Genomic DNA, 22,384 nt, shown 5'->3' with positions numbered 1-22,384 from the left:
TCGCGTACCCTCGTCGGCATGGCTGACGACTTCCGGCGACCCGCGGAGACCTTCACTGCAAGGACTCCGCGGGTCGTTTCGGCTTCCAAGCTCCACAGGGCCGCCGCGCGCCGCAAGGCGGGGCGGTTCCTGGTCGAGGGCTTCAATTCCGTCGACGCGGCGGCGCGGGCGGGCGCGATCGTCGAGGCGTTCGCCACCGACTCGGCGCTCGACAGGCACGGGGGCCTGATCGGGGAGATCGCCGCCGCGGGGCGGCCGGTGTCGATGATCGACGTGTCGGCCGCCGCGGCGCTGGCCGAGACCGTGACCACCGTCGGCCTGTTCGCCGTGTGCGATTCCGCGGCGGTGCTGTCGCCGCTCGAGCTGGCCGTCGCCGCCGGCCGCGACGCCGGAGTGCTCGTCGTCCCCGTCGAATGCGGCGACCCCGGCAATGCCGGCACCATCATCCGCATGGCCGATGCGCTGGGCGCCGGGGGAGTCGTGCTCGCAGGCGACTCCGTCGATCCGCTCGGCGGCAAGGTCGTGCGCTCGTCCGCGGGCTCGGTCTTCAACGTGCCGGTCGCCCGCGAGCGCGACGTCGATGCGGTCCTGCGGTCCCTGGCGGAGGCGGGCTTCACGACGCTCGCGACCACCATGGACGCCGAGGTGACCCTGGGCCGCGATGATTTGCCCGCCGGGCCCGTGGCGTGGCTGTTCGGCAACGAGGCCCATGGGCTGGCGCCGGAGGTGCTTGCCGGCGCGGGCGCCCGCGTGTCCATCCCCATCCGCGGGGGCGCCGAATCGCTCAACTTGGCCACCGCCGCGGCGATGTGCCTGTGGGAGACCGCGCGCGGCAAGTGATCGCGGAACCGCTATGATTGCCCGTTGTCAAGAACGGGGTCGGTGCGCGGCATGCCCGCCGCCGCCCCGTCGTCCCCGCCGACGAAGAAATGGGCATCTGACGTGAGCGACACCCCCACCTCCATCGACCTGTCCGAGGAAGCGCTGAACGCCGCCGCCGACGCGGCGGTCGCCGCGTTCGCCGGAGCCGCCGATCTGGCGCAGCTGGCCGACGCGCGCCGCGCGCATCTCGGCGACGATGCCCCGATCCCGCAGGCCCGCCGCGCCCTGGGGTCGATCCCGAAGGCCGAGCGCAAGGACGCCGGCCGCCGCGTCAATGTGGTGCGCGGGAAGGTGGAGAAGGAGTTCGCGCAGCGCCAGGCCGTGCTCGAGGAGGAGGACGCCGCCCGCCGTCTCGCGGAGGAGCGCATCGACGTCACCGTTGACACGACCCGCGGCCAGCGCGGCGGCATGCACCCCATCACCATCCTGTCGGAGCAGATCGGCGACATCTTCCTGGGCATGGGCTGGGAGATCGCCGAGGGGCCCGAGGTCGAGGCGGAGTACTTCAACTTCGACGCCCTGAACTTCCTTCCGGACCATCCGGCGCGCACGCTGCAGGACACCTTCCACATCGCCCCGGAGGGTTCGCTGCAGGTGCTGCGCACGCACACGTCGCCGGTGCAGGTGCGCACCATGCAGGAGCGCGACCTGCCCATCTACGTCATCTGCCCCGGGCGCACGTTCCGCACCGACGAGCTCGACGCCACCCACACCCCGGTGTTCCACCAGGTCGAGGGACTGGCCATCGACAAGGGCCTGACCATGGGCCACCTGCGCGGCACGCTGGACCACATGGCCAAGGAGCTGTTCGGCCCCGAGACCCGCACCCGCATGCGCGCCAACTACTTCCCGTTCACCGAGCCGTCGGCCGAGGTCGACGTCTGGTTCCCGAACAAGAAGGGCGGCGCCGGCTGGATCGAGTGGGGCGGCTGCGGCATGGTCAACCCCAACGTCCTGCGGGCCTCCGGCATCGACCCGGAGGAGTACTCGGGCTTCGCGTTCGGCATGGGCCTGGAGCGCACCCTGCAGTTCCGCAACGGCCTGTCCGACATGCGCGACATGGTCGAGGGCGATGTCCGCTTCACCCAGCCGTTCGGCATCCGCGGCTAACCGGCAACCCATCACTCGAAGGAGAATCACCTCAATGTTCGTCCCGCAGTCCTGGGTCACCGACGTCGTCGCCGCCGCCAATCCCGGATGGTCCGTCACGCCCGATGAGCTCGACGCCGGTTTCGTCCGCGTCGGCTTCGAAACGGAGGGCCACGAGCCCCTGCCGCCCGTCACCGGCCCGCTGGTGTTCGGCGTCGTCGACTCCATCGAGGAGCTGACGGAATTCAAGAAGCCCATCCGCTACTGCAAGGTCAACGTCGGCGACGCCAACGGCACCGGTGAACCGCAGGGCATCATCTGCGGCGCCACCAATTTCGCCGAGGGCGACACCGTGGTCGTGGCCCTGCCGGGCACCGTCCTGCCGGGCGATTTCGAAATCGGCGCGCGCAAGACCTACGGCCGGATGTCCGAGGGCATGATCTGCTCGGAGTCGGAGCTGGGCCTCACCGCGTCGTCGTCGGGCATCCTCACCCTGCCGGCGGAGTCCGGCGCCCCGGGCGAGGACGCCCGGGCTTTCCTCGGGCTCGACGACGAGATCTTCGAGGTCAACATCACCCCGGACCGCGGTTACGCTCTGTCGCTGCGCGGCCTGGGCCGCGAGATCGCTTCGGCCTTCGACCTGAAGTTCGCCGACCCCGCCGACGTCGAGGAGATCCCCGTCGAGGGTGCGACGATCCCCGTCGATCTGCGCGCGGAAACCGACGCGGTGCGTTTCGGGCTGCGCCGCGTCACCGGCGTCGACCCGGCGGCCGAGACCCCGTGGTTCATCCGCCGCCGCCTGCTGCTGGCGGGCCAGCGCGCCGTGAACCTGCCGACGGACATCACCAACTACGTGATGCTGCTGCTCGGCCAGCCGATGCACGCCTTCGACGGCTCGGCGATCTCGGGCGGGCTCGTGGTCCGCAACGCCGAGGCGGGGGAGACCCTGACCACGCTGGACCACGTCGAGCGCAAGCTCGACCCCGAGGACGTCGTCATCTGCGACGATTCGGGCATCCAGTCGCTGGCCGGCGTCATGGGCGGGGTGACCTCGGAAATCGCCGAGGGCACCACCGACGTGGTCTTCGAGGCCGCGACGTGGTCGCCGCTGCGGGTCTTCCGCACCGGCCGCCGCCACAAGCTGTCGTCCGAGTCGTCGCGCCGGTTCGAGCGCAACGTCGATCCGCGCCTGGTCGAACCTGCGCTGGATCTGGCGTGCCGCCTGCTCGCCGAGTTCGGCGGCGGCTCGGTCGAGCCGGGCCGCACGCTGGTCGGCGACGCCCCTTCCCCGGCCGCGATCGAGTTCCCGGTCAACCGCGCCTCCGATGTCGCCGGCGTGGACTACTCCCGCGAGACGGTCATCGGCCGCCTGGAGGAGGTCGGCTGCTCGGTGGAGGTGTCGGAATGCGGCGGGAAGCTGTCGGTGACCCCGCCGTCGTGGCGCCCGGACCTGACCATGTCCGCCGACCTCGTCGAGGAGGTCCTGCGCCTGGAGGGACTCGAGGACATCCCCGTGGTTCTGCCGGTCGCCCCGGCCGGGCGCGGCCTGACCCCGCGCCAGCAGCTGCGCCGCGGCGTCGGCCACGCGCTGGCCCACAACGGGTACCTGGAGATCCTGCCGACCCCGTTCACCGCCAACGACGTCTTCGACGTGTGGGGCCTGGACGCGGATGATCCGCGCCGCAACACCGTCAAGGTGATCAACCCGCTGGAAAGCGACCGCGCGCAGCTGGGCACCACGCTGCTGCCGGCCATGCTCGACTCGCTGCGCCGCAACGTCTCCCGCGGTCAGGTCGACCTGGCCCTCTACGGCATCGAGCAGGTCAGCCTGGTCCGCGGCGACGGCCGCTCCACCATGCCGTCGACCGCCGGGCTGCCGGATGCGGAGGAGCTCCGCGAACTGCGCGAGTCGCTGCCGGAGCAGCCGCTGCACGTCGCCGCCGTCGCCTGCGGCCAGATCGAGCTGGACACGCCGTGGGGCCCGGGCCGCGCCTACTCCGCCGCCGACGCCATCGAGGCCGCGCGCGTCATCGCCCGCGCCGCCGACGTGGAGCTGGAGATCCGCAACGCCGAGCACCTGCCGTGGCACCCCGGCCGTTGCGCCGAGCTGAGCGTGGACGGCCGCGTCGTCGGCCACGCCGGTGAGCTGCACCCGAAGGTCATCGCCGCGGCGGGCCTGCCGGAGCGCACGTGCGCGCTGGAGATCAACCTCGACGCGCTGCCGCTGGAGGAGCACCTCCCGGCGCCGGTGCTCAGCCCGTTCCCGGCCGTGCACCAGGACCTGGCGCTCGTGGTCTCCGACGACGTGCCCGCCGCCGAGGTCGAGGCCACCGTCCGCGAGGGCGCGGGCGACCTGCTCGAGTCCATCCGCATCTTCGACGTCTACCGGTCGGAGCAGCTGGGCGAGGGCCGCCGGTCGCTGACCTTCTCGCTGCGTTTCCGCGCCACGGACCGCACGCTGACCGAGGACGAGGCCTCCGAGGGGCGCCTGGCCGCGATCGAGCTGGCCAAGCAGCGCCACGACGCCGAGCTGCGCGGCTAGCCCTACCACCGCAACCTCCCGGGACGCACCGGCTAACCCACCCCGAATGCGCAGACCCACCCGCTGTGACGGGTGGGTCTGCGCATTCGGGGTGGGTTTACGTGAAGGGGCGGTGCGCCGTCCGGGTAAACACGAGGGGGCGGTGCGCCGACCGGGTGGACACGAGGGGGCGGTGCTTCCAGTGCCGCGACCGCCAGGGCGGCGAACCGCGGTCCCGGTGGCCGTCGTCAAGCGCGGCGGCCGAAAGTCGCGCGGCGCCGCCCGGGCCGCCGGACCGTCGAACCGCCGGCGCCTCGGCACGCCAATGTGATGAATATCTTGCATTGGAGTGAATAGACGTGTTGAATGGCCGCATGAGCATTTCAGTGGCGATCGCCGGGGCGACGGGCTATGCCGGAGGAGAGATCCTCCGGCTGCTCCTTTCGCACCCCGCTTACCTGTCCGGCGAACTGACCATCGGCGCGTTGACCGGCGCCTCCAACGCCGGCGCCCGCGTGGGCGACATCATGCCCCACCTCGCGCCGCTGGCGGACCGCCGCATCGAGGACACCAACGCCGAGACCCTCGGCGGCCACGACGTCGTCTTCCTCGGCCTTCCGCACGGCCACTCGGCCGCCATCGCGGAGCAGCTGGGCGAGGGCGTCACCATCATCGACTGCGGCGCCGACTTCCGGCTGTCCGATGCCGCCGAGTGGGAGCACTACTACGGCTCCCCGCACGCGGGCACCTGGACCTACGGCATCCCGGAGCTGCCCGGGCAGCGCGAGAAGATCGCGGAGTCCAACCGCATCGCAGTGCCGGGCTGCTTCCCGACGGGCGCGACCATCGCGCTCTACCCGGCCCTGGCCTCCGGGCTGGTCGAGCCCGATTTCGCCGTCGTGTCCATCACCGGCACGTCCGGCGCGGGCAAGAAGGCGGCGGTGCCGATGCTCGGCTCGGAGGTGATGGGCAACCTCAAGGCGTACAACACCGCCGGCCGGCACCGGCACACCGCCGAGTTCCAGCAGAACCTCGGCGCCTTCGCCGAGGACCTCAAGGTCAGCTTCACGCCGGTGCTCGCGCCGACGTCGCGGGGCATCCTGTCCACCGCCACGGCGCCGCTCGCCGACGCCACCGTCACCACGGCCTCCGCGCGGGCCGCCTACGCCGAGGCGTTCGACGGCGAGCCGTTCGTCCAGCTGCTCGCCGAGGGCATCCAGCCGCAGACCAAGTCCGTGATCGGCTCCAATCTGGTGCAGGTGCAGGTCGAGGTCGACGAGCGCGCCGGCCGCCTGCTGATCACCGCCGCGATCGACAACCTGACCAAGGGCACCGGCGGCGCGGCCGTGCAGTGCATGAACCTCATCGTCGGCCAGGCGGAGACCGCCGGCCTGCCGCTGGCGGGGGTCGCGCCGTGACCGCCGGGGAGTTTTCCGTCGCCGATGCGACGGTGGGCGGCACGGTCGAGTTCGGCGCCGACTGCGGCGGGGTCACCGCCCCGCAGGGTTTCCGGGCGTCGGGCGTCACCGCGGGCATCAAGGCCTCCGGCAAGCCGGACATGGCGCTGGTGGTCAACGAGGGCCCGAAGAAGACGGCGGCGGCGGTGTTCACGCGCAACCGCGTCGTCGCGGCGCCGGTGACCGTCACGCGCAAGCACGTCGCCGACGGCTCCATCACCGCGGTGCTGCTCAACTCGGGCAACGCGAACGCCTGCAACGGCCGACCGGGCATCGACGATGCGCTCCGCTCCTGCGAGTCGCTTTCCGACGAGCTCGGCGTCCCCGTGACCGACATCGCCATGTGCTCCACCGGGCTCATCGGCGACCGACTCCCCATGGACGTCGTCCTGGGCGGGATCGCGCCGCTGGTGCGCGAGCTCGATTCGGGCGATGACGCCGGCCGGGCCGCCGCCACGGCGATCATGACCACCGACCTGGTGGAGAAGCAGGCCGTGCGCCGCGCCGACGGTTTCACCGTCGGGGCGATGGGCAAGGGCGTCGGCATGATCAGCCCGTCCATGGCCACCATGCTCGGCGTGCTGACCACCGACGCGGACATCACGCCGGAGATGGCGTACGCCGCGCTGGCCGCGGCCTCGGAGAAGACGTTCAACCGGCTGGACGTCGACGGTTCGACGTCGACGAACGACACCGTGCTGCTGCTCGCCTCCGGCGCATCGGGCCATTCCCCGACGCAGGAGGAACTCGACGCCGCCGTGCTGGCCGTCTGCGATTCCATCGCCGCCCAGATGCAGAGCGACGCCGAAGGCGTGACCAAGCGCGTCGCCATCACCGTGACCGGCACCGGCGGGGAGGAGGACGCGCTGGTCGCCGCGCGCATCATCGGCCGCGACAACCTGTTCAAGTGCGCCATGTTCGGCTCCGACCCGAACTGGGGCCGCGTGCTCGCCGCCGTCGGCGTCGCACCCGTGGCCATGGATCCCTCGCACATCACCGTGTCGTTCAACGGCCACGTGGTCTGCCGCGACACCGGCGGCACCCCCGACGCCCGCGAGGTCGACCTGTCCGGCCCCGACATCCACGTGGAAGTGGACCTGGGCACCGGCGACGAAGGTTCGGCGACGGTGCGCACCACGGACCTCTCGCACGACTACGTGCACATCAACTCCGCGTACTCGACCTAGGAAAGGCCTCCATCCCATGAGCCCGTTCAGCGGCAATCTGACCGAGGACCTCACCCCGGAACACCGCGCCCACGTGCTGGCCGAGGCCCTGCCGTGGCTGCAGCACCACCGCGACAAGGTCGTCGTGATCAAATACGGCGGCAACGCCATGACCGACGAGAGCCTGAAGGCGGCGTTCGCGCAGGACATGGTGTTCCTGCGCACCGTCGGCATCAAGCCCGTCGTCGTCCACGGCGGCGGCCCGCAGATCTCGTCGATGCTGCGCCGGCTGGGCCTCGACGGCGAGTTCCGCGGCGGATTCCGCGTGACCACGCCGGAGGTCATGGAGGTCGTGCGCATGGTGCTCTTCGGCCAGGTGGGCCGCGAGCTCGTGGGCCTGATCAACGCCCATGGCCCGCTCGCGGTGGGCACCTCCGGCGAGGATGCCGGCCTCTTCACCGCCGAGAAGCGCCTCGTCGACGTCGGCGGCGAGCCCACCGACATCGGCCTGGTGGGCGACATCGTGGAAGTCAAGTCGGAATCCTTGTTCGACCTGATCGACGCCGGCCGCATCCCGGTCGTGTCCACCATCGCCCCGGGCGTCGACGGCGAGGTCTACAACGTCAACGCCGACACCGCCGCCGGTGCGCTGGCCGCCGCGCTGGGCGCCGAACGCCTGGTCATCCTGACCAACGTCGAGGGCCTGTACACCAACTGGCCCGACAAGGGCTCGCTGGTGTCGCAGATCTCGGCCAACGACCTCCGCGACGTCATCCCGGGCCTCGACGCCGGCATGATCCCGAAGATGGAGTCCTGCCTGCACGCCGTCGACAACGGCGTCAAGGCGGCGCACGTCATCGACGGCCGCCAGCCGCACTCGGTGCTGCTGGAGCTGCTGACCTCCGGCGGCATCGGCACGATGGTGCGCCCCGGCGACGGCACGCTCGGCGACGACCCCGGCGCCCGCGCGCTGCGTGCGGCGATGGGCGCCCCGGAGGACGCCGAGGCCACCGCGGCCGACGTCGCCGCGCGCACGGCCCGCCCCTCGGGCGCCGCCGCGGACGCCGCGGCCGACATCTCGGACCGCGAGGACTCCGATGCCGCGACCGGCACCGGCCCCCGCACCGCAACCGAACCCAACCCCAACCCCGACCCAAACCCCGACCCCGAAGGAAAAGCGTGATGACCGACTTCACCGGCGCCTGGACCTCCAGGATGATGGACAATTACGGCACGCCGCGCATCGAGCTGGTCAAGGGCGAGGGCCCCTGGCTGACCGACTCCGAGGGCAAGAAGTACCTCGATCTGCTCGCCGGCATCGCCGTCAACGTCCTCGGCCACGGCCATCCGGCCATCGTCGAGGCCGTGTCGGGGCAGATCGCGCAGCTGGGCCACGTGTCCAACATCTTCGCCTCCGAGCGCCCGCTGGCCCTGGCCGAGAAGCTCATCGAGCTGACCGGCTGGGGAGCGGAGGACACCCGCGTGATGTTCTGCAACTCCGGCACCGAGGCCAACGAGGCCGCGTTCAAGCTCGCGCGGCTGACCGGCCGCCGCCGGATCATCGCCACCAACCACGGCTTCCACGGGCGCACCATGGGCGCGCTGGCCATGACCGGCCAGCCCGACAAGCGCGCCCCGTTCGAGCCGATGCCCGCGGGCGTCGAGTTCGTGCCCTACGGCGACATCGAGTTCCTGACCAAGACCATCGAGTCCGACCCGCTGGGCGTGGCCGCGGTGATCATGGAGCCGATCCAGGGCGAGACCGGCGTCGTCGCGCCGCCGGAGGGGTACCTGGAGCGGGTCCGCTCCCTGACCGAGCGTTACGGCGTGATGATGATCGTCGACGAGGTCCAGACCGGCATCGGCCGCACCGGCGCGTGGTTCGCCCACCAGCACTCCAACATCGTCCCCGACGTCATGACCCTGGCCAAGGGCCTCGGCGGCGGCCTCCCGCTCGGCGCCGTGGTCGCCCACGGCGAGGCGGCGAAGCTGTTCACCCCGGGCACCCACGGCACCACCTTCGGCGGCAACCCCGTGTGCACCGCCGCCGCGCTGGCCGTCATCGACGTCCTGGAGTCGGAGGGGCTCATCGACCGCGTCGCGGAGAAGGGCCGGGTCATGGCCCGCAAGCTGGCGTCGCTGGAGCACGTCGACCACGTCCGCGGCCGCGGCTTCATGCTCGGCCTCGTGCTCGACGGCCCGCTGGCCAAGGGCGCGGTCGACGCGGGCTACCGCAACGGCGTGATCCTCAACGCCCCGCAGGCCAACGTCCTGCGCGTCGTCCCGCCGCTGAACCTGACGGACGAGGAGATCGACCGCGCCGTCGAACTCGTCGACCTCTGCCTCGCCGAAGCGCAGGCCGCGCTCGACGAAAACAACGACTAGCACCCGCCCGACAACCGGGGGTTTCTCCCCGGAGGGCACGCGACGAGCGGCGGCGCAGGCCGTCGCCAAGCGAAAGAGAACCCGAAAGGAGCCGTGGAAAAGTGACGATCCGACACTTCCTCGCGGACGACGACCTGACCCGCGGGGAACAGGCCGAGGTCCTGGCGCTGGCCGCCGAACTGAAGGCCGCCCCGTACTCGGCGCGCCCGCTCGAGGGCCCGCAGTCCGTGGCCGTGCTGTTCGACAAGACTTCGACCCGCACGCGCTTTTCCTTCGACGCGGGCATCGCGGCGCTGGGCGGCAACGCCATCGTCGTCGATTCCGGCGCGTCGCAGATGGGCAAGGGCGAGACCTACCAGGACACCGCCGCGGTGCTGTCGCGCTTCGTCTCGGCGATCGTGTGGCGCACCTACGCGCAGGCCGGGCTGGAGGCGATGACCGAAACCGCCACCGTGCCCGTGGTCAACGCGCTGTCCGACGAGTTCCACCCCTGCCAGATCCTCGCGGACCTGCAGACGATCATCGAGAACCTGTGCCCCGAGGAGGGCCAGGCGGGGCTGGCCGGCCGCAAGGCCGTCTACTTCGGCGACGGCGCCAACAACATGGCCAACTCGTACCTCGTCGGCTTTGCGACGGCCGGGCTCGACGTCACCATCTGCGCGCCCGAGGGCTTCCAGCCGGAACCCCGTTTCGTCGAGCGCGCCGAAAAGGTCGCCGCCGGGACCGGCGCGACCGTCGCCGTGACCGCCGACGTCGACGAGGCCATCGCCGGCGCCGAGATCGTGCTCACGGACACCTGGGTGTCCATGGGCCAGGAAGACGACGGCCTGGACCGCCGCACCCCCTTCCTGCCGTACCAGGTCAACGCCGAACTCATGGCGAAGGCCGCCGACGGCGCCATCTTCCTGCACTGCCTGCCGGCGTACCGCGGCAACGAGGTCACCGCCGACGTCATCGACGGCCCCGCCTCGGTCGTCTTCGACGAGGCCGAGAACCGCATGCACGCCCAGAAGGCGCTGCTGACGTGGCTGCTGGAGCGCAGCGCCGAAGGCGACGGCGACGGTGACGGCGCTGCCGGCGCGGGCAACGGCGCCGGCGCGGGCGCGGAAGCGTAGGCGGCGGCCATGACCATCCCCGGTTCCCGCACCGCCCGGCAGGCCCGCATCGCGGACCTGCTGCGGAGGCGGCGGGTCTCCAGCCAGATGGAGCTCGCCGCTCTGCTGGCGGCGGAGGGCATCGACATCGCCCAGGCGACGCTGTCCCGGGACCTCGACGAGATCGGGGCCCGAAAGGTCCGCGACGACGGCGCGGCGCGCTACGTCATCGAGGGCGACTCCGAGGGGATCGCGGCGAGCGGGGGAGCGGTCGCCCGCATGCGGCGCGTCCTCGACGAACTGCTCGTGGCCGCCGACCACTCCGGCACCATCGCCGTGCTGCGCACCCCGCCCGGGGCCGCCCAGTACCTGGCGAGCGTGATCGACCGCGCGGGCCTGCCCGACATCGCCGGCACCATCGCCGGCGACGACACCATTTTCTGCCTGGCGCGGGAGCCCCTCACCGGGGCCGACCTGGCCCGGCGCCTGTCCGGCGAGGCCGGGCAGTAGAATGAACGACAACGAATAACTCAAAGAAGGAGCGAACCCACATGACTGATCGGGTCATTCTCGCCTACTCCGGCGGCCTGGACACCACCGTCGCCATCGAGTGGATGAAGCAGGAGACCGGCGCCGAGGTCGTCGCCGTGTCCATCGACGTGGGACAGGGCGGGGAGGACATGGAGACCATCCGCCAGCGCGCGCTCGACGCCGGCGCGGTCGAGTCCGTCATCGTCGACGCCCGTGACGAGTTCGCCGATGAATACTGCCTGCCGGCGATCAAGGCCAACGCCATGTACATGAAGCAGTACCCGCTGGTCTCGGCGCTGTCGCGCCCGCTGATCGTCAAGCACATGGCGCAGGCCGCCAAGGAGCACGGCGGCACGCACGTCGCCCACGGCTGCACCGGCAAGGGCAACGACCAGGTCCGCTTCGAGGTCGGCTTCTCCAACACCGCCCCGGACCTGAAGATCATCGCCCCCGCCCGCGACTACGCGTGGACCCGCGACAAGGCCATCGCCTTCGCCGAGAAGAACGACATCCCGATCGAGCAGTCGAAGTCGTCGCCGTTCTCCATCGACCAGAACCTGTGGGGCCGCGCCATCGAGACCGGCTACCTCGAGGACCTGTGGAACGCCCCGACCAAGGACGTTTACGCCTACACCGAGGACCCGACCCTCAACTTCAACTCCCCGGATGAGGTCATCATCTCGTTCGAGGACGGCAAGCCGGTCGCCATCGACGGCAAGCAGGTCTCCATGCTGGAGGCCGTCGAGGAGATGAACCGCCGCGCCGGCGCCCAGGGCATCGGCCGCCTGGACATGGTCGAGGACCGCCTGGTGGGCATCAAGTCCCGCGAGATCTACGAGGCCCCCGGCGCCATCGCCCTCATGACCGCCCACGCGGCGATGGAGGACGTCACCGTCGAGCGCGAGCTGGCCCGCTACAAGCGCGGCGTCGAGGCCAAGTGGTCCGAGCTGGTGTACGACGGCCTGTGGTTCTCGCCGCTCAAGCGCGCGCTGGACACCTTCATCGACGAGTCGCAGAAGGGCGTCTCGGGCGACATCCGCATGACCATGCACGCCGGCAACTGCAACGTCAACGGCCGCCGCTCGAACTCGTCGCTGTACGACTTCAACCTGGCCACCTACGACGAGGGCGACACCTTCGACCAGACCCTGGCCCGCGGTTTCGTGGAGCTGCACGGCCTGTCGTCGAAGATGGCCGCCAAGCGCGACTTCAACCTGTAGGTCCCGCGCGGCCACGGTTCCCCGCGCCGCCCGGCACCGTTTCCCGCGGGGCCGGGCGGTCGCGTAAGTCCCCGCGGGAATTGGCCGGCCGCCCCATTTTTCCGCCGCACCCCGGCACCTTTCCCGGCACCAACGAGGAGCACCACCGACATGTCCGAGCAGTCCGCAGCCGTCGAGCAGCACGGCACCAACGAGGGTTCGCTGTGGGGAGGCCGGTTCGCCGGCGGCCCCGCCGACGCCATGGCGGCGTTGAGCAAGTCCACCCACTTCGACTGGGTGCTGGCCCCGTATGACGTGCTGGCCTCGAAGGCCCACGCCAAGGTCCTCAACGCGCGGGGCCTGCTTTCCGACGACGACCTGGCCACCATGCTCGCCGGGCTCGACTCCTTGGGCGCGGACGTCGCTTCGGGAGCGTTCGGGCCGGAGGAGTCGGACGAGGACGTCCACGGCGCCATGGAGCGCGGGCTGATCGACCGCGTGGGGCCGGAGGTCGGCGGCCGGCTGCGCGCGGGCCGTTCCCGCAACGACCAGGTGGCGACGCTGTTCCGCATGTGGGTCCGCGACGCGGTGCGCGACATCGCCGCGGGCGTGCTGGATCTCGTCGACGCGCTGGCCGACCAGTCCGCCGCCCACCCGGACGCGATCATGCCGGGCAAGACCCACTTCCAGGCCGCGCAGCCGGTGCTGCTGGGCCACCAGCTCCTGGCCCACGCCCAGCCCCTGCTGCGCGACGTCGACCGCATCCGGGACCTGGACCGCCGCCTGGCGGTGAGCCCGTACGGCTCCGGCGCGCTGGCGGGGTCCTCGCTGCACCTGGACCCGGAGGCCATCGCCGAGGAGCTCGGCTTCGATTCGGCGGCGGACAACTCCATCGACGCGACCAGCTCCCGCGACTTCGCATCGGAGACCGCGTTCGTGCTGGCGCAGATCGCCGTGGACATGTCGCGGCTGGCCGAGGAGATCATCGCCTGGTGCACCCCGGAGTTCGGCTACGTGACGCTCGCCGACGAGTGGTCGACGGGGTCGTCGATCATGCCGCAGAAGAAGAACCCGGACGTCGCCGAGCTCACCCGCGGCAAGACGGGCCGGCTGATCGGCAACCTGTCGGGGCTCATGGCCACGCTGAAGGCCCAGCCGCTGGCGTACAACCGCGACCTGCAGGAGGACAAGGAGCCGATCGTCGATTCGGTGGCGCAGCTCAACCTGCTGCTGCCGGCGATGACCGGCCTGGTGGCCACCCTCACCTTCCACGAGGACCGCATGCGCGAGCTGGCCCCGGCCGGGTTCACGCTGGCCACCGACCTCGCCGAGTGGATGGTGCGCCAGGGCGTGCCGTTCCGCGTGGCCCACGAGGCCTCGGGCCAGTGCGTCCGCATCGCGGAAAGCCGCGGCGTCGGGCTCCACGAGCTGACCGATGCCGAACTCGCCGGCGTCCACGGGTCGCTCACCCCGGAGGTCCGCGAGGTGCTCACGATCGACGGCGCCGTCGCCTCCCGCGACACCCGCGGGGGCACGTCCGGCGCCCGCGTCGCCGAGCAGCTCGGCCGGGTGCGCGAGGCCTCGGCGGACGGCCGTTCGTGGGCGGACGCCCCGGTGCGCTCCGCCGACTAGCCTCTCTTCCGGGGACCCCGCCCGGCGGCGGCCGTCGGAAAGCGTTGCGGCGGGCCGGAAACGGGGGCCGGGGTGAATAAGGTTCCCCCGGCGAAAAGGTCAACCGGGCCTTATCATTCGTTCATGGCACGTTCCTCAGCTCCCGCCGGGCGGCGCACCGGCGCGGTGATTCTGGCGATAGTCCTGGTTCTTCTCGGCGCTGCGGCGGTCGGCGTCGGCCGGGGTTGGTTCTCTCTCCCCGGGGTTCCCGGGATCGGCGGGATCGGCGGCGGCGACCTCAAACAGGTCCGCGGCATCGTCGGCTCGGAGAAGCAGGGCTTCTTCGCCGACCCCGAGGTGCGGAAGATCTTCGCCCGCAACGGCATCGAGGTCGTCGCGGACACGGCGGGTTCGCGGCGCATAGCGACGGACGCCGATCTGTCCGGTTACGCCTTCGCGTTCCCCTCCTCCGCGCCCGCCGCGCAGAGGGTCGCCGAGGAAAACAAGCACGTCCTGCAGACGACCCCGTTCCATTCGCCCATGGCGGTGGCCACGTTCCGGCCCATCGTCGACGTGCTGGCGGCCGAGGGCATCGCACGCGAGCGGGGCGGGCACTGGTACATCGACATGGAGGCGTACTTCGCCAAGGCTTCCGAGGGCAAGCGGTGGCGCGACCTCGGCGGCGGCGCGTACCCGTCGCCGCGGACCATGCAGATGTCCACGACCGACCCCAGGACGTCCAACTCTGCGGGCATGTACGTGTCCATCCTCTCGTGGGTGGGCAACGGGGGCTCGGTGGTAGCCGACCCGGGACAGGTCGACGCTGCGATTGCCTCCATCGCCCCGGTGATGGCGGGGCAGGGATACGCCGAATCCACATCGGCGGCCCCGTTCGCCGATTACCTCTCCCAGGGGATGGGGGCGAAGCCGATGACGATGGTCTACGAGGCCCAGTTCCTGGAGCAGCAGCTCGCCGGCGGCGACAGGATCGCCGACGACATGGTGCTCGCGTACCCGGAGCCGACCATCCAGTCGAAGCACACGGTCGTCGCCTTCGACGAGGACGGCGCCGAGGTGGCCCGGCTCCTCGCGGAGGATGCCGACCTGCAGCGCCTCGCCGCCGAGCACGGGTTCCGCCCGCTGTCCCGCCAGGTGCTCGACGACGTGCTGGCGGATCGCGGCGTCACCGCGCCGCCGGAGCTGGTGGCGGTGATCGACCCACCGGGATTCGACTTGTTGGAACGCCTGCTGGAGGGCGTCGGGGCGGTCCTCGGCGGCGCCGCCCGGCCCACCGCAGCCGACCAGGACGCGGGGGCCGTCGCCGACGCCCCGGTGGGACGATGATGCGCCGGGGGTTCGCCGCGGCGGTCGTCCTGCTGCTGGCGTTCGTGCTGGCCGCGTGCTCGGGTGGCTCTCCGCTCGAGGGGCTCGGCGGTTCAGGAGGGGTGAAGCGGGACCCGGATCTTGCCGGCGGAACTCTGCGCATCGCCGCGGCGACGGAGCTGGAGGACCTGGCGCCGGCGATGGAGCGGGCCGCGAAGGACCTCGGGTTCGACATCCGGATGGACTTCCCCGGCGGCACGCTGGAGAACTCCGAGAAGCTGGCCGCCGGCGAGTTCGACGGCGAGTACGACGGAACCTGGTTCGCCACGAACCGCTACGTGGACCTGATCGGCGCGGCGGGCAAACTGGCGGGCGCCGACAAGATCGCCACCTCGCCGGTCGCTTTCGGCGTGCGCGCCGACAAGGCCCGCGAACTCGGGTGGACGGATCGCACGCCGACGTGGACGGAGATCGCGGAGGCCGCCGGAAACCGCGACCTGACCTTCGCGATGACCGACCCCGGCACGTCGAACTCGGGGTTCTCCGCGCTCGTCTCCGTGGCCACGGCGCTGTCGGACACCGGAAACGCCCTGACCGGCCAGGACATCGATCGCGTGGCCCCTCAGCTGCGGAAGCTCTTCGGCGGCCAGACGGTGACCTCCGGGTCCTCGGGCTGGTTGGCGGACACCTTCCGCGATGATCCGTCGCGGGCGGACGCGCTGGTGAACTACGAATCCGTGCTGCACGCGCTGGCGGCCGGCGGCCTGGACATCAAGGTCATCGTGCCCGCCGACGGCGTCGTCAGCGCCGACTACCCCCTGTCCGCGTTGGCCGCTCCCGCGGATCCCCTGGCGAAGAGGCGCGTCGAAGCCGTCGTCGAGTGGCTCCACGCCAATCCGGACGCGATGGCGGATTCCTACCGCCGTCCCGCCGAATCCGGCGAGAACAATCCGGCGCTGACCTCGGAGCTGCTCATCGAGTTGCCGTTCCCCGGTTCCCGGGAGGTCACCGACCGGCTCGTCGGCGCGTACCAGAACACGCTCCGGGCGCCGGGCGACACGGCGTTCGTGGTGGACACCTCCGAGTCGATGACGGGGGAGCGCATCGCGTCGCTCAAGGACACCCTGACGTCGCTGGTGGACGGCACCGCGCGGTCGTCGACGGGCCCCGTCGGGCTGCGCGACCGCGAGCGGGTCAGCCTCATGCCGTTCTCCTCGGCGCCGGCGGCGCCGACCACGGTGCGGTTCTCCACGTCCGATCCGGGGCCCGGGGACGAGCTGCGTGCGTCGATCGGCGGGCTGCAGCCCGCGGGTGCGACGGCGCTTTACGACGCCCTGATGGACGCCTATGGGACGATCGAAGTCGGACAAGGGGCGATCCCGTCGATAGTGCTGATGAGCGACGGAGAGAACACGGCCGGCTCGGATTTGTCGAGGTTCCTCGAATTCCATCGGGCGCTGCCGGCGGACCGGCGTTCCATTCCGGTTTTCGTGATTCTCTACGGCGAAGCGAACGCCGCGGAAATGAAGGAGGTCGCCGAAACGACGGGCGGGAAGACGTTCGACGCCCTCGACGGCGATTTGGGAGCGGCATTCAGGGAGATCCGTGGGTACCAGTGACGGCGGGGGCCGCGGGCCCTTCTTCTTCTCGCGCAGGAACATGGTCGGCATGGTGCTGGCGGCGCTCGTCATCGTGCTGCATCTCAGCCTTGGGCTGGGGTTCCTGTGGCCGGTGGCGGCGCTCGCGGCATGGGGCGCCGGCGCCCTGTTGACGCCGCCCGACCGCGGCGATGCGAAGGCGGTGCCGGGGGCCGCCAACGCGGAACTGGGGGAGCGCCAACGGCCCAACGATCCCGTCGAGCTGCGGCGGGCCCTGGACCGTGACGTGAAGCGGTGGGAGCGCGATGACTTGTCCGACGCCGTCACGGATGCGCTCACCGGCGTCTATTCGCACCTGTCCGATGCGCTGGACAAGTGGGATCGCCTGGCCGACAGCGCGCGGCACAGGGTCATCGTGCAGACGATTATCACCGATGACCTGCCCGATGTGATGGACGGTTTCCTCGCCGTGCCGCACGGGGACCGGGTCTTGGCCGAAGGCGACGTGGTGTCGCTGCTCGGCCTGCTCGGATCGCAGGCGGAGCAGGCGGTCGAAGAGGCGCGCGCGGCATCCGATGGGGAACTGCGGGAACTGGAGCAGAAGCGGTTGCGCGTGGAAATGCAATACGGCAAGCTGCCCGACCTGCCCGAGCCTTCCGCGCCGCCAGTGCCGCCACTGCCGCCAGCACCGCCTGCTCCGCCCGTGGCGGCTGCGCCGCCGGAGCCCACTGCTCCGCCTCAGCCGCCCGTGGCTCCCGCACCAGCCGTGCCGCCTGCGCAGGCGCAACCGCCGGTGCCACATGAACCGCCGGTGCCACACGAACCGACCACGGCGGCGAACCAGCAGACGTGGACCGAGCCGGCGTCGTACGACATGCCCATGGTGCAGCGGGCACCGGAAACGCCGGGACCGGCGGACAATCCCTTCGACCCGACCGCGAACCTGCCGCCGATCACCGGTGGCGGCGAGCCGTGGGACGCGCCGCGCAAGAAGCGCTCCAGGCGCTCCAGGGGAGATGCCGACGGCGCGTGACCCGGGACCGTAAGATGGTGCGCCATGAGCCTCGATCCGAAGTTGCTGGACATCCTCGCCTGCCCCCGCGACAAGGGGCCGCTGACGTACCTCGAGGACGAGTCCGTCCTGGTCAACGAGCGCCTGGGCATCGCGTACCCCATCGAGGACGGCATCCCGGTGATGCTCTCCGACGAGGCCTTCGCCTGGCCCCGTTGAGCGAGGGGCGGGACATCGGCGGCGACGCGCCGCTGAATCGGGACGCACTGGCCGTGCACCCCGCCGACGCGGCGCGGACGCTGCTCGGCCGGGTGCTCGCCGTCCCCGGGGAGGGGCTGCTGGCCCGGATCACCGAGGTCGAGGCTTACGGCGGGCCGGCGGATTCCCCCTGGCCGGATCCCGGGGCGCACACGTGGCCGGGCGTCACGCCGCGCAACCGGGTGATGTTCGGTCTGCCCGGGCACCTGTACGTCTACCGCTCGTACGGCATCCACTTCTGCGCGAACATCACCGCCGGCCCCGAGGGCATCGGCGGGGGAGTTCTGCTCCGCGGCGCCACGATCCTCGAGGGGGAGGCCGCCGCGATGAGGCGGCGGCTGCGCGGGAACGCGGGCGTCGCAAAGCATGGTCTGGCCCGGGGCCCCGGCAACCTGGGGCAAGCCCTCGGCATTGACTTGTCGGATTACGGGCTGGATCTATTCGATCCCGCGGCCCGCGTGCGCCTGCTGGGCGACCATGCGGCCGACGACGATGCGGAAATCGCGGACGGTGAAGCGCCTGCGCCAGAGCTCCGCTCGGGGCCGCGCGTGGGACTGCGGGCGGCGTCGGAAAGGCCCTGGCGCTTCTGGATCGCCGGCGAACCGAGCGTGTCCGCCTACCGCAGGCATGCCAGGGCCGACGGCGGGAACTGACCGGCTACCATGGTGCGCGTGAGCGAACAGAACATCATCGACGAACTGGAATGGCGCGGCCTCATCGCGCAGTCAACCGACCTCGACGCGCTGCGCGCCGAAGCGGCTGAAGGGCCGATGACCGTTTACGTGGGCTTCGACCCCACCGGCCCGTCGCTGCATGCGGGGCACCTGGTCCCGCTGGTGATGCTCAAGCGCTTCCAGGATGCCGGGCACCGGCCGATTGCCCTCGCGGGCGGCGCCACCGGCATGATCGGCGACCCCCGCGACGTCGGCGAGCGCTCCATGCTCACCGAGGACCAGATCGCCGGCAACGTCGAGTCGATCAAGGGCCAGCTGCGCAGCTTCATCGACATCATCGAAGACGACGAGCCCGGTCGCGGCCTGCTGGTGAACAACTACGACTGGATCTCGAAGATGAACGTCATCGAGTTCCTCCGCGACCTGGGCAAGAACTTCTCGGTCAACACGATGCTCGACCGCGACACCGTCAAGCGCCGCCTCGAGGCCGACGGCATCTCGTACACCGAGTTCTCCTACATGCTGCTGCAGGCCAACGACTTCGTGCGCCTGCGCCGCGAGTACGGCTGCACCCTGCAGATCGGCGGCAACGACCAGTGGGGCAACATCGTCTCCGGCGTCGACCTCAACCGCCGCCTGGACCAGGCGAAGGTCCACGGCCTGACGGTTCCGCTGGTCACCGACGCCAGCGGCGAGAAGTTCGGCAAGTCCACCGGCGGGGGCAAGCTGTGGCTCGATCCCGAGCAGACCAGCCCGTACGCCTGGTACCAGTTCTTCATCAACGCCGGCGACTCGGTGGTCATCGACTACCTGAAGTGGTTCACGTTCCTGTCGCGCGAGGAGATCGCCGAGTACGAGGTCGCCGTCGCCGAGCGCCCGTTCAAGCGGGAGGCCCAGCGCCGCCTGGCGCAGGAAATGACCACGCTGGTTCACGGCGCCGAGGCGACGAAGTCCGTCGAGCTCGCCGCGCAGGCGCTGTTCGGCCGCGCGGAGCTGGCCGAACTCGACGAGTCGACGCTGGCCGCCGCGGTGTCCGAGACCCAGGTCGCCGAGGTGGGCGCCGGTGATCCGCGGACCGCCGTCGATCTGCTGATCGCCGCCGGCCTGGCCAAGTCGAAGGGCGAGGCCCGCCGCACCATCGACGAGGGCGGCGCGTACGCCAACAACGAGCGCATCCTCGACGGGGAGTGGGTCCCCGCCGAGTCCGACCTGCTGCACGGCAAGTGGTTGGTCCTGCGCCGGGGCAAGAAGAACTTCGCCGGCGTGCGTTTCGAGCGCTGACGCCGCGTTCCGATTTACGGCCCGCCATCCCAGATTGACTGGGATGGCGGGCTTTTCGCTTTACGACGGGCGGCGGATGCGTGCCGGGTCGATGGGAATCGGCTCTGACCAGGACTTTTGGTGTCCGTGACGGTCGTGTGTAGTGTTACCGGGGCAAGCGAGACGCCGGGTCGGTGCCGATGAGGTGCTGGTCGGGTGGGGTTGTTTGCGGGGAGTTCACCTTCTGGTCGGGCCGAGTTTGACTTCGGTTCGGCGGGTGGTTTAAGATTCCTTCTTGCTGCTTGAAGCGCCGGGTTCGGTCCTGGTTGTTTTGGGTGTGCGCGTGTTTTTTGAGAACTCGATAGTGTGCCGATGTACTATTTTTTGTGTTGATTTGGTGAGTGCCAGGAGTTTCTGGTTGCTCTTATTTCAACCTTTTTGGCGTGCCTGCTCCTTCACCCTGTCGGGGTGGGTGCGTTGTTGTTTTTTGGATGATGAATGCCAGGCTGACCATGTTTTTGTGGTTGGTTTGTCGTTTGTTTTTGCCGGTTTCGGGCTTTTCACTTAAAAAGTCTTTTGTGGAGAGTTTGATCCTGGCTCAGGACGAACGCTGGCGGCGTGCTTAACACATGCAAGTCGAACGGTAAGGCCCCAGCTTGCTGGGGTACACGAGTGGCGAACGGGTGAGTAACACGTGGGTGACCTGCCCCGCACTTCGGGATAAGCCTGGGAAACTGGGTCTAATACCGGATAGGACCGCATCGTTGGGATGTGGTGGAAAGTTTTTTCGGTGTGGGATGGGCCCGCGGCCTATCAGCTTGTTGGTGGGGTAATGGCCTACCAAGGCGGCGACGGGTAGCCGGCCTGAGAGGGTGGACGGCCACATTGGGACTGAGACACGGCCCAGACTCCTACGGGAGGCAGCAGTGGGGAATATTGCACAATGGGCGGAAGCCTGATGCAGCGACGCCGCGTGGGGGATGACGGCCTTCGGGTTGTAAACTCCTTTCACCATCGACGAAGGTTTTCTGACGGTAGATGGAGAAGAAGCACCGGCTAACTACGTGCCAGCAGCCGCGGTAATACGTAGGGTGCGAGCGTTGTCCGGAATTACTGGGCGTAAAGAGCTCGTAGGTGGTTTGTCGCGTCGTCTGTGAAATTCCGGGGCTCAACTCCGGGCGTGCAGGCGATACGGGCATAACTTGAGTACTGTAGGGGAGACTGGAATTCCTGGTGTAGCGGTGAAATGCGCAGATATCAGGAGGAACACCGGTGGCGAAGGCGGGTCTCTGGGCAGTAACTGACGCTGAGGAGCGAAAGCATGGGTAGCGAACAGGATTAGATACCCTGGTAGTCCATGCCGTAAACGGTGGGCGCTAGGTGTAGGGGTCTTCCACGACTTCTGTGCCGTAGCTAACGCATTAAGCGCCCCGCCTGGGGAGTACGGCCGCAAGGCTAAAACTCAAAGGAATTGACGGGGGCCCGCACAAGCGGCGGAGCATGTGGATTAATTCGATGCAACGCGAAGAACCTTACCTGGGCTTGACATGTACGGGATCGGGCCAGAGATGGTCTTTCCCTTGTGGCTCGTATACAGGTGGTGCATGGTTGTCGTCAGCTCGTGTCGTGAGATGTTGGGTTAAGTCCCGCAACGAGCGCAACCCTTGTCTTATGTTGCCAGCACGTTATGGTGGGGACTCGTGAGAAACTGCCGGGGTCAACTCGGAGGAAGGTGGGGATGACGTCAAATCATCATGCCCCTTATGTCCAGGGCTTCACACATGCTACAATGGTCGGTACAGTGGGTTGCGATGCCGTGAGGCGGAGCTAATCCCTTAAAGCCGGTCTCAGTTCGGATCGGGGTCTGCAACTCGACCCCGTGAAGTCGGAGTCGCTAGTAATCGCAGATCAGCAACGCTGCGGTGAATACGTTCCCGGGCCTTGTACACACCGCCCGTCACGTCATGAAAGTCGGTAACACCCGAAGCCAGTGGCCCAACCTTTTTTGGGGGGAGCTGTCGAAGGTGGGATCGGCGATTGGGACGAAGTCGTAACAAGGTAGCCGTACCGGAAGGTGCGGCTGGATCACCTCCTTTCTAAGGAGCTTATTTTTTGAAAGTCGGGTTGTTGCCTGGTCACTCCTGTGGGGTGTGGTGGCGGCCCGCGTTTTTTGGGTGGACGCTTGCCGGCCGCATGGTGCGGTCCAACACGAAGAAGTTTGTGCATCGGTGCGCTGTCGGGTGTCTGGGAAGGCACGCTCGCATTACAGGCGGTTTTGGCCGTGTGTGGTGTGGTGGTTTTTCCTGTTGCGGTCATTGCCTGCT

16 protein-coding genes, 1 rRNA gene and 1 pseudogene are annotated in these 22,384 nt (G+C 69.7%); all 18 read left to right on the top strand.

Annotated elements, in window-relative coordinates:
- Positions 1-18: 18 nt before the first annotated feature.
- The 18 genes and pseudogenes from CHAN_RS07745 (at position 19) to CHAN_RS07660 (ending at position 22,156) form a co-directional block, all read left to right on the top strand.
- Complete coding sequence (locus tag CHAN_RS07745) at positions 19-840, top strand: TrmH family RNA methyltransferase (protein WP_290288266.1); 822 nt, start codon at positions 19-21, stop codon at positions 838-840.
- A gap of 102 nt (positions 841-942) precedes the next feature.
- Positions 943-1,992 carry a phenylalanine--tRNA ligase subunit alpha gene (pheS, locus tag CHAN_RS07740; RefSeq protein WP_048744269.1) on the top strand — a complete coding sequence of 350 codons (1,050 nt, stop codon included), beginning with the start codon at positions 943-945 and terminating at the stop codon, positions 1,990-1,992.
- 34 nt (positions 1,993-2,026) lie between these two features.
- On the top strand, positions 2,027-4,513 hold the full coding sequence (gene pheT / locus CHAN_RS07735) for a phenylalanine--tRNA ligase subunit beta (RefSeq protein WP_290288263.1): 2,487 nt from the start codon (positions 2,027-2,029) through the stop codon (positions 4,511-4,513).
- A 353-nt stretch (positions 4,514-4,866) separates the two neighbouring features.
- The gene (gene argC / locus CHAN_RS07730) at positions 4,867-5,910 is read left to right on the top strand and encodes an N-acetyl-gamma-glutamyl-phosphate reductase (protein ID WP_290288258.1); all 1,044 of its coding nucleotides are present in this window, start codon (positions 4,867-4,869) and stop codon (positions 5,908-5,910) included.
- A 32-nt stretch (positions 5,911-5,942) separates the two neighbouring features.
- Positions 5,943-7,136 carry a bifunctional glutamate N-acetyltransferase/amino-acid acetyltransferase ArgJ gene (argJ, locus tag CHAN_RS07725; RefSeq protein WP_290293420.1) on the top strand — a complete coding sequence of 398 codons (1,194 nt, stop codon included), beginning with the start codon at positions 5,943-5,945 and terminating at the stop codon, positions 7,134-7,136.
- Between the two features lie 16 nt (positions 7,137-7,152).
- Positions 7,153-8,046, top strand: a pseudogene (gene argB, locus CHAN_RS07720) (acetylglutamate kinase); the annotation flags it as partial.
- Positions 8,047-8,297: 251 nt separating this feature from the next.
- Entirely contained in the window at positions 8,298-9,500 is a 1,203-nt protein-coding gene (locus CHAN_RS07715; RefSeq protein ID WP_048744263.1) for an acetylornithine transaminase, read from the top strand.
- Positions 9,501-9,601: 101 nt separating this feature from the next.
- Positions 9,602-10,615, top strand: a complete 1,014-nt coding sequence (gene argF / locus CHAN_RS07710; protein WP_290288253.1) for an ornithine carbamoyltransferase — start codon at positions 9,602-9,604, stop codon at positions 10,613-10,615.
- 9 nt (positions 10,616-10,624) lie between these two features.
- The gene (locus CHAN_RS07705) at positions 10,625-11,104 is read left to right on the top strand and encodes an arginine repressor (RefSeq protein WP_048744260.1); all 480 of its coding nucleotides are present in this window, start codon (positions 10,625-10,627) and stop codon (positions 11,102-11,104) included.
- A gap of 41 nt (positions 11,105-11,145) precedes the next feature.
- Positions 11,146-12,345 carry an argininosuccinate synthase gene (locus CHAN_RS07700; RefSeq protein ID WP_048744258.1) on the top strand — a complete coding sequence of 400 codons (1,200 nt, stop codon included), beginning with the start codon at positions 11,146-11,148 and terminating at the stop codon, positions 12,343-12,345.
- Positions 12,346-12,495: 150 nt separating this feature from the next.
- Positions 12,496-13,956, top strand: a complete 1,461-nt coding sequence (gene argH, locus CHAN_RS07695) for an argininosuccinate lyase (RefSeq protein ID WP_290288239.1) — start codon at positions 12,496-12,498, stop codon at positions 13,954-13,956.
- A gap of 123 nt (positions 13,957-14,079) precedes the next feature.
- On the top strand, positions 14,080-15,279 hold the full coding sequence (locus tag CHAN_RS07690) for a hypothetical protein (RefSeq protein ID WP_065421580.1): 1,200 nt from the start codon (positions 14,080-14,082) through the stop codon (positions 15,277-15,279).
- Positions 15,276-16,877: a VWA domain-containing protein gene (locus CHAN_RS07685; RefSeq protein WP_290288229.1), complete on the top strand. Its 1,602-nt coding sequence runs from the start codon at positions 15,276-15,278 to the stop codon at positions 16,875-16,877. Before CHAN_RS07690 ends, CHAN_RS07685 begins: the two co-directional genes overlap by 4 nt.
- Entirely contained in the window at positions 16,864-17,889 is a 1,026-nt protein-coding gene (locus tag CHAN_RS07680; protein WP_290288226.1) for a hypothetical protein, read from the top strand. The genes CHAN_RS07685 and CHAN_RS07680 overlap by 14 nt, the downstream gene beginning before the upstream one ends.
- Before the next feature lie 24 nt (positions 17,890-17,913).
- A complete protein-coding gene (locus CHAN_RS07675) occupies positions 17,914-18,087 on the top strand; it encodes a Trm112 family protein (RefSeq protein WP_046650655.1) in 174 nt (57 codons plus the stop codon).
- A gap of 32 nt (positions 18,088-18,119) precedes the next feature.
- Entirely contained in the window at positions 18,120-18,779 is a 660-nt protein-coding gene (locus CHAN_RS07670) for a DNA-3-methyladenine glycosylase (protein ID WP_290293417.1), read from the top strand.
- Between the two features lie 9 nt (positions 18,780-18,788).
- Positions 18,789-20,081 (top strand): tyrosine--tRNA ligase, encoded by a 1,293-nt coding sequence (gene tyrS, locus CHAN_RS07665; protein WP_290288219.1) that lies wholly within the window; start codon positions 18,789-18,791, stop codon positions 20,079-20,081.
- Positions 20,082-20,635: 554 nt separating this feature from the next.
- Positions 20,636-22,156: ribosomal RNA gene (locus CHAN_RS07660) — 16S ribosomal RNA — on the top strand.
- Positions 22,157-22,384 lie beyond the last annotated feature (228 nt).

The organism is Corynebacterium hansenii (assembly GCF_030408795.1).
Taxonomy (GTDB): Bacteria; Actinomycetota; Actinomycetes; order Mycobacteriales; family Mycobacteriaceae; genus Corynebacterium; species Corynebacterium hansenii.
This window is presented reverse-complemented; position numbering and strand designations above follow the sequence as displayed.

Coding starts and splice junctions, on each gene's coding strand:
- tyrS (WP_290288219.1), top strand. CDS start 18,789: ATGGTGCGCGTGAGCGAACAGAACATCATCGACGAACTGGAATGGCGC.
- argH (WP_290288239.1), top strand. CDS start 12,496: ATGTCCGAGCAGTCCGCAGCCGTCGAGCAGCACGGCACCAACGAGGGT.
- pheT (WP_290288263.1), top strand. CDS start 2,027: ATGTTCGTCCCGCAGTCCTGGGTCACCGACGTCGTCGCCGCCGCCAAT.
- CHAN_RS07715 (WP_048744263.1), top strand. CDS start 8,298: ATGACCGACTTCACCGGCGCCTGGACCTCCAGGATGATGGACAATTAC.
- CHAN_RS07705 (WP_048744260.1), top strand. CDS start 10,625: ATGACCATCCCCGGTTCCCGCACCGCCCGGCAGGCCCGCATCGCGGAC.
- CHAN_RS07685 (WP_290288229.1), top strand. CDS start 15,276: ATGATGCGCCGGGGGTTCGCCGCGGCGGTCGTCCTGCTGCTGGCGTTC.
- CHAN_RS07700 (WP_048744258.1), top strand. CDS start 11,146: ATGACTGATCGGGTCATTCTCGCCTACTCCGGCGGCCTGGACACCACC.
- CHAN_RS07675 (WP_046650655.1), top strand. CDS start 17,914: ATGAGCCTCGATCCGAAGTTGCTGGACATCCTCGCCTGCCCCCGCGAC.
- argC (WP_290288258.1), top strand. CDS start 4,867: ATGAGCATTTCAGTGGCGATCGCCGGGGCGACGGGCTATGCCGGAGGA.
- CHAN_RS07745 (WP_290288266.1), top strand. CDS start 19: ATGGCTGACGACTTCCGGCGACCCGCGGAGACCTTCACTGCAAGGACT.
- CHAN_RS07690 (WP_065421580.1), top strand. CDS start 14,080: ATGGCACGTTCCTCAGCTCCCGCCGGGCGGCGCACCGGCGCGGTGATT.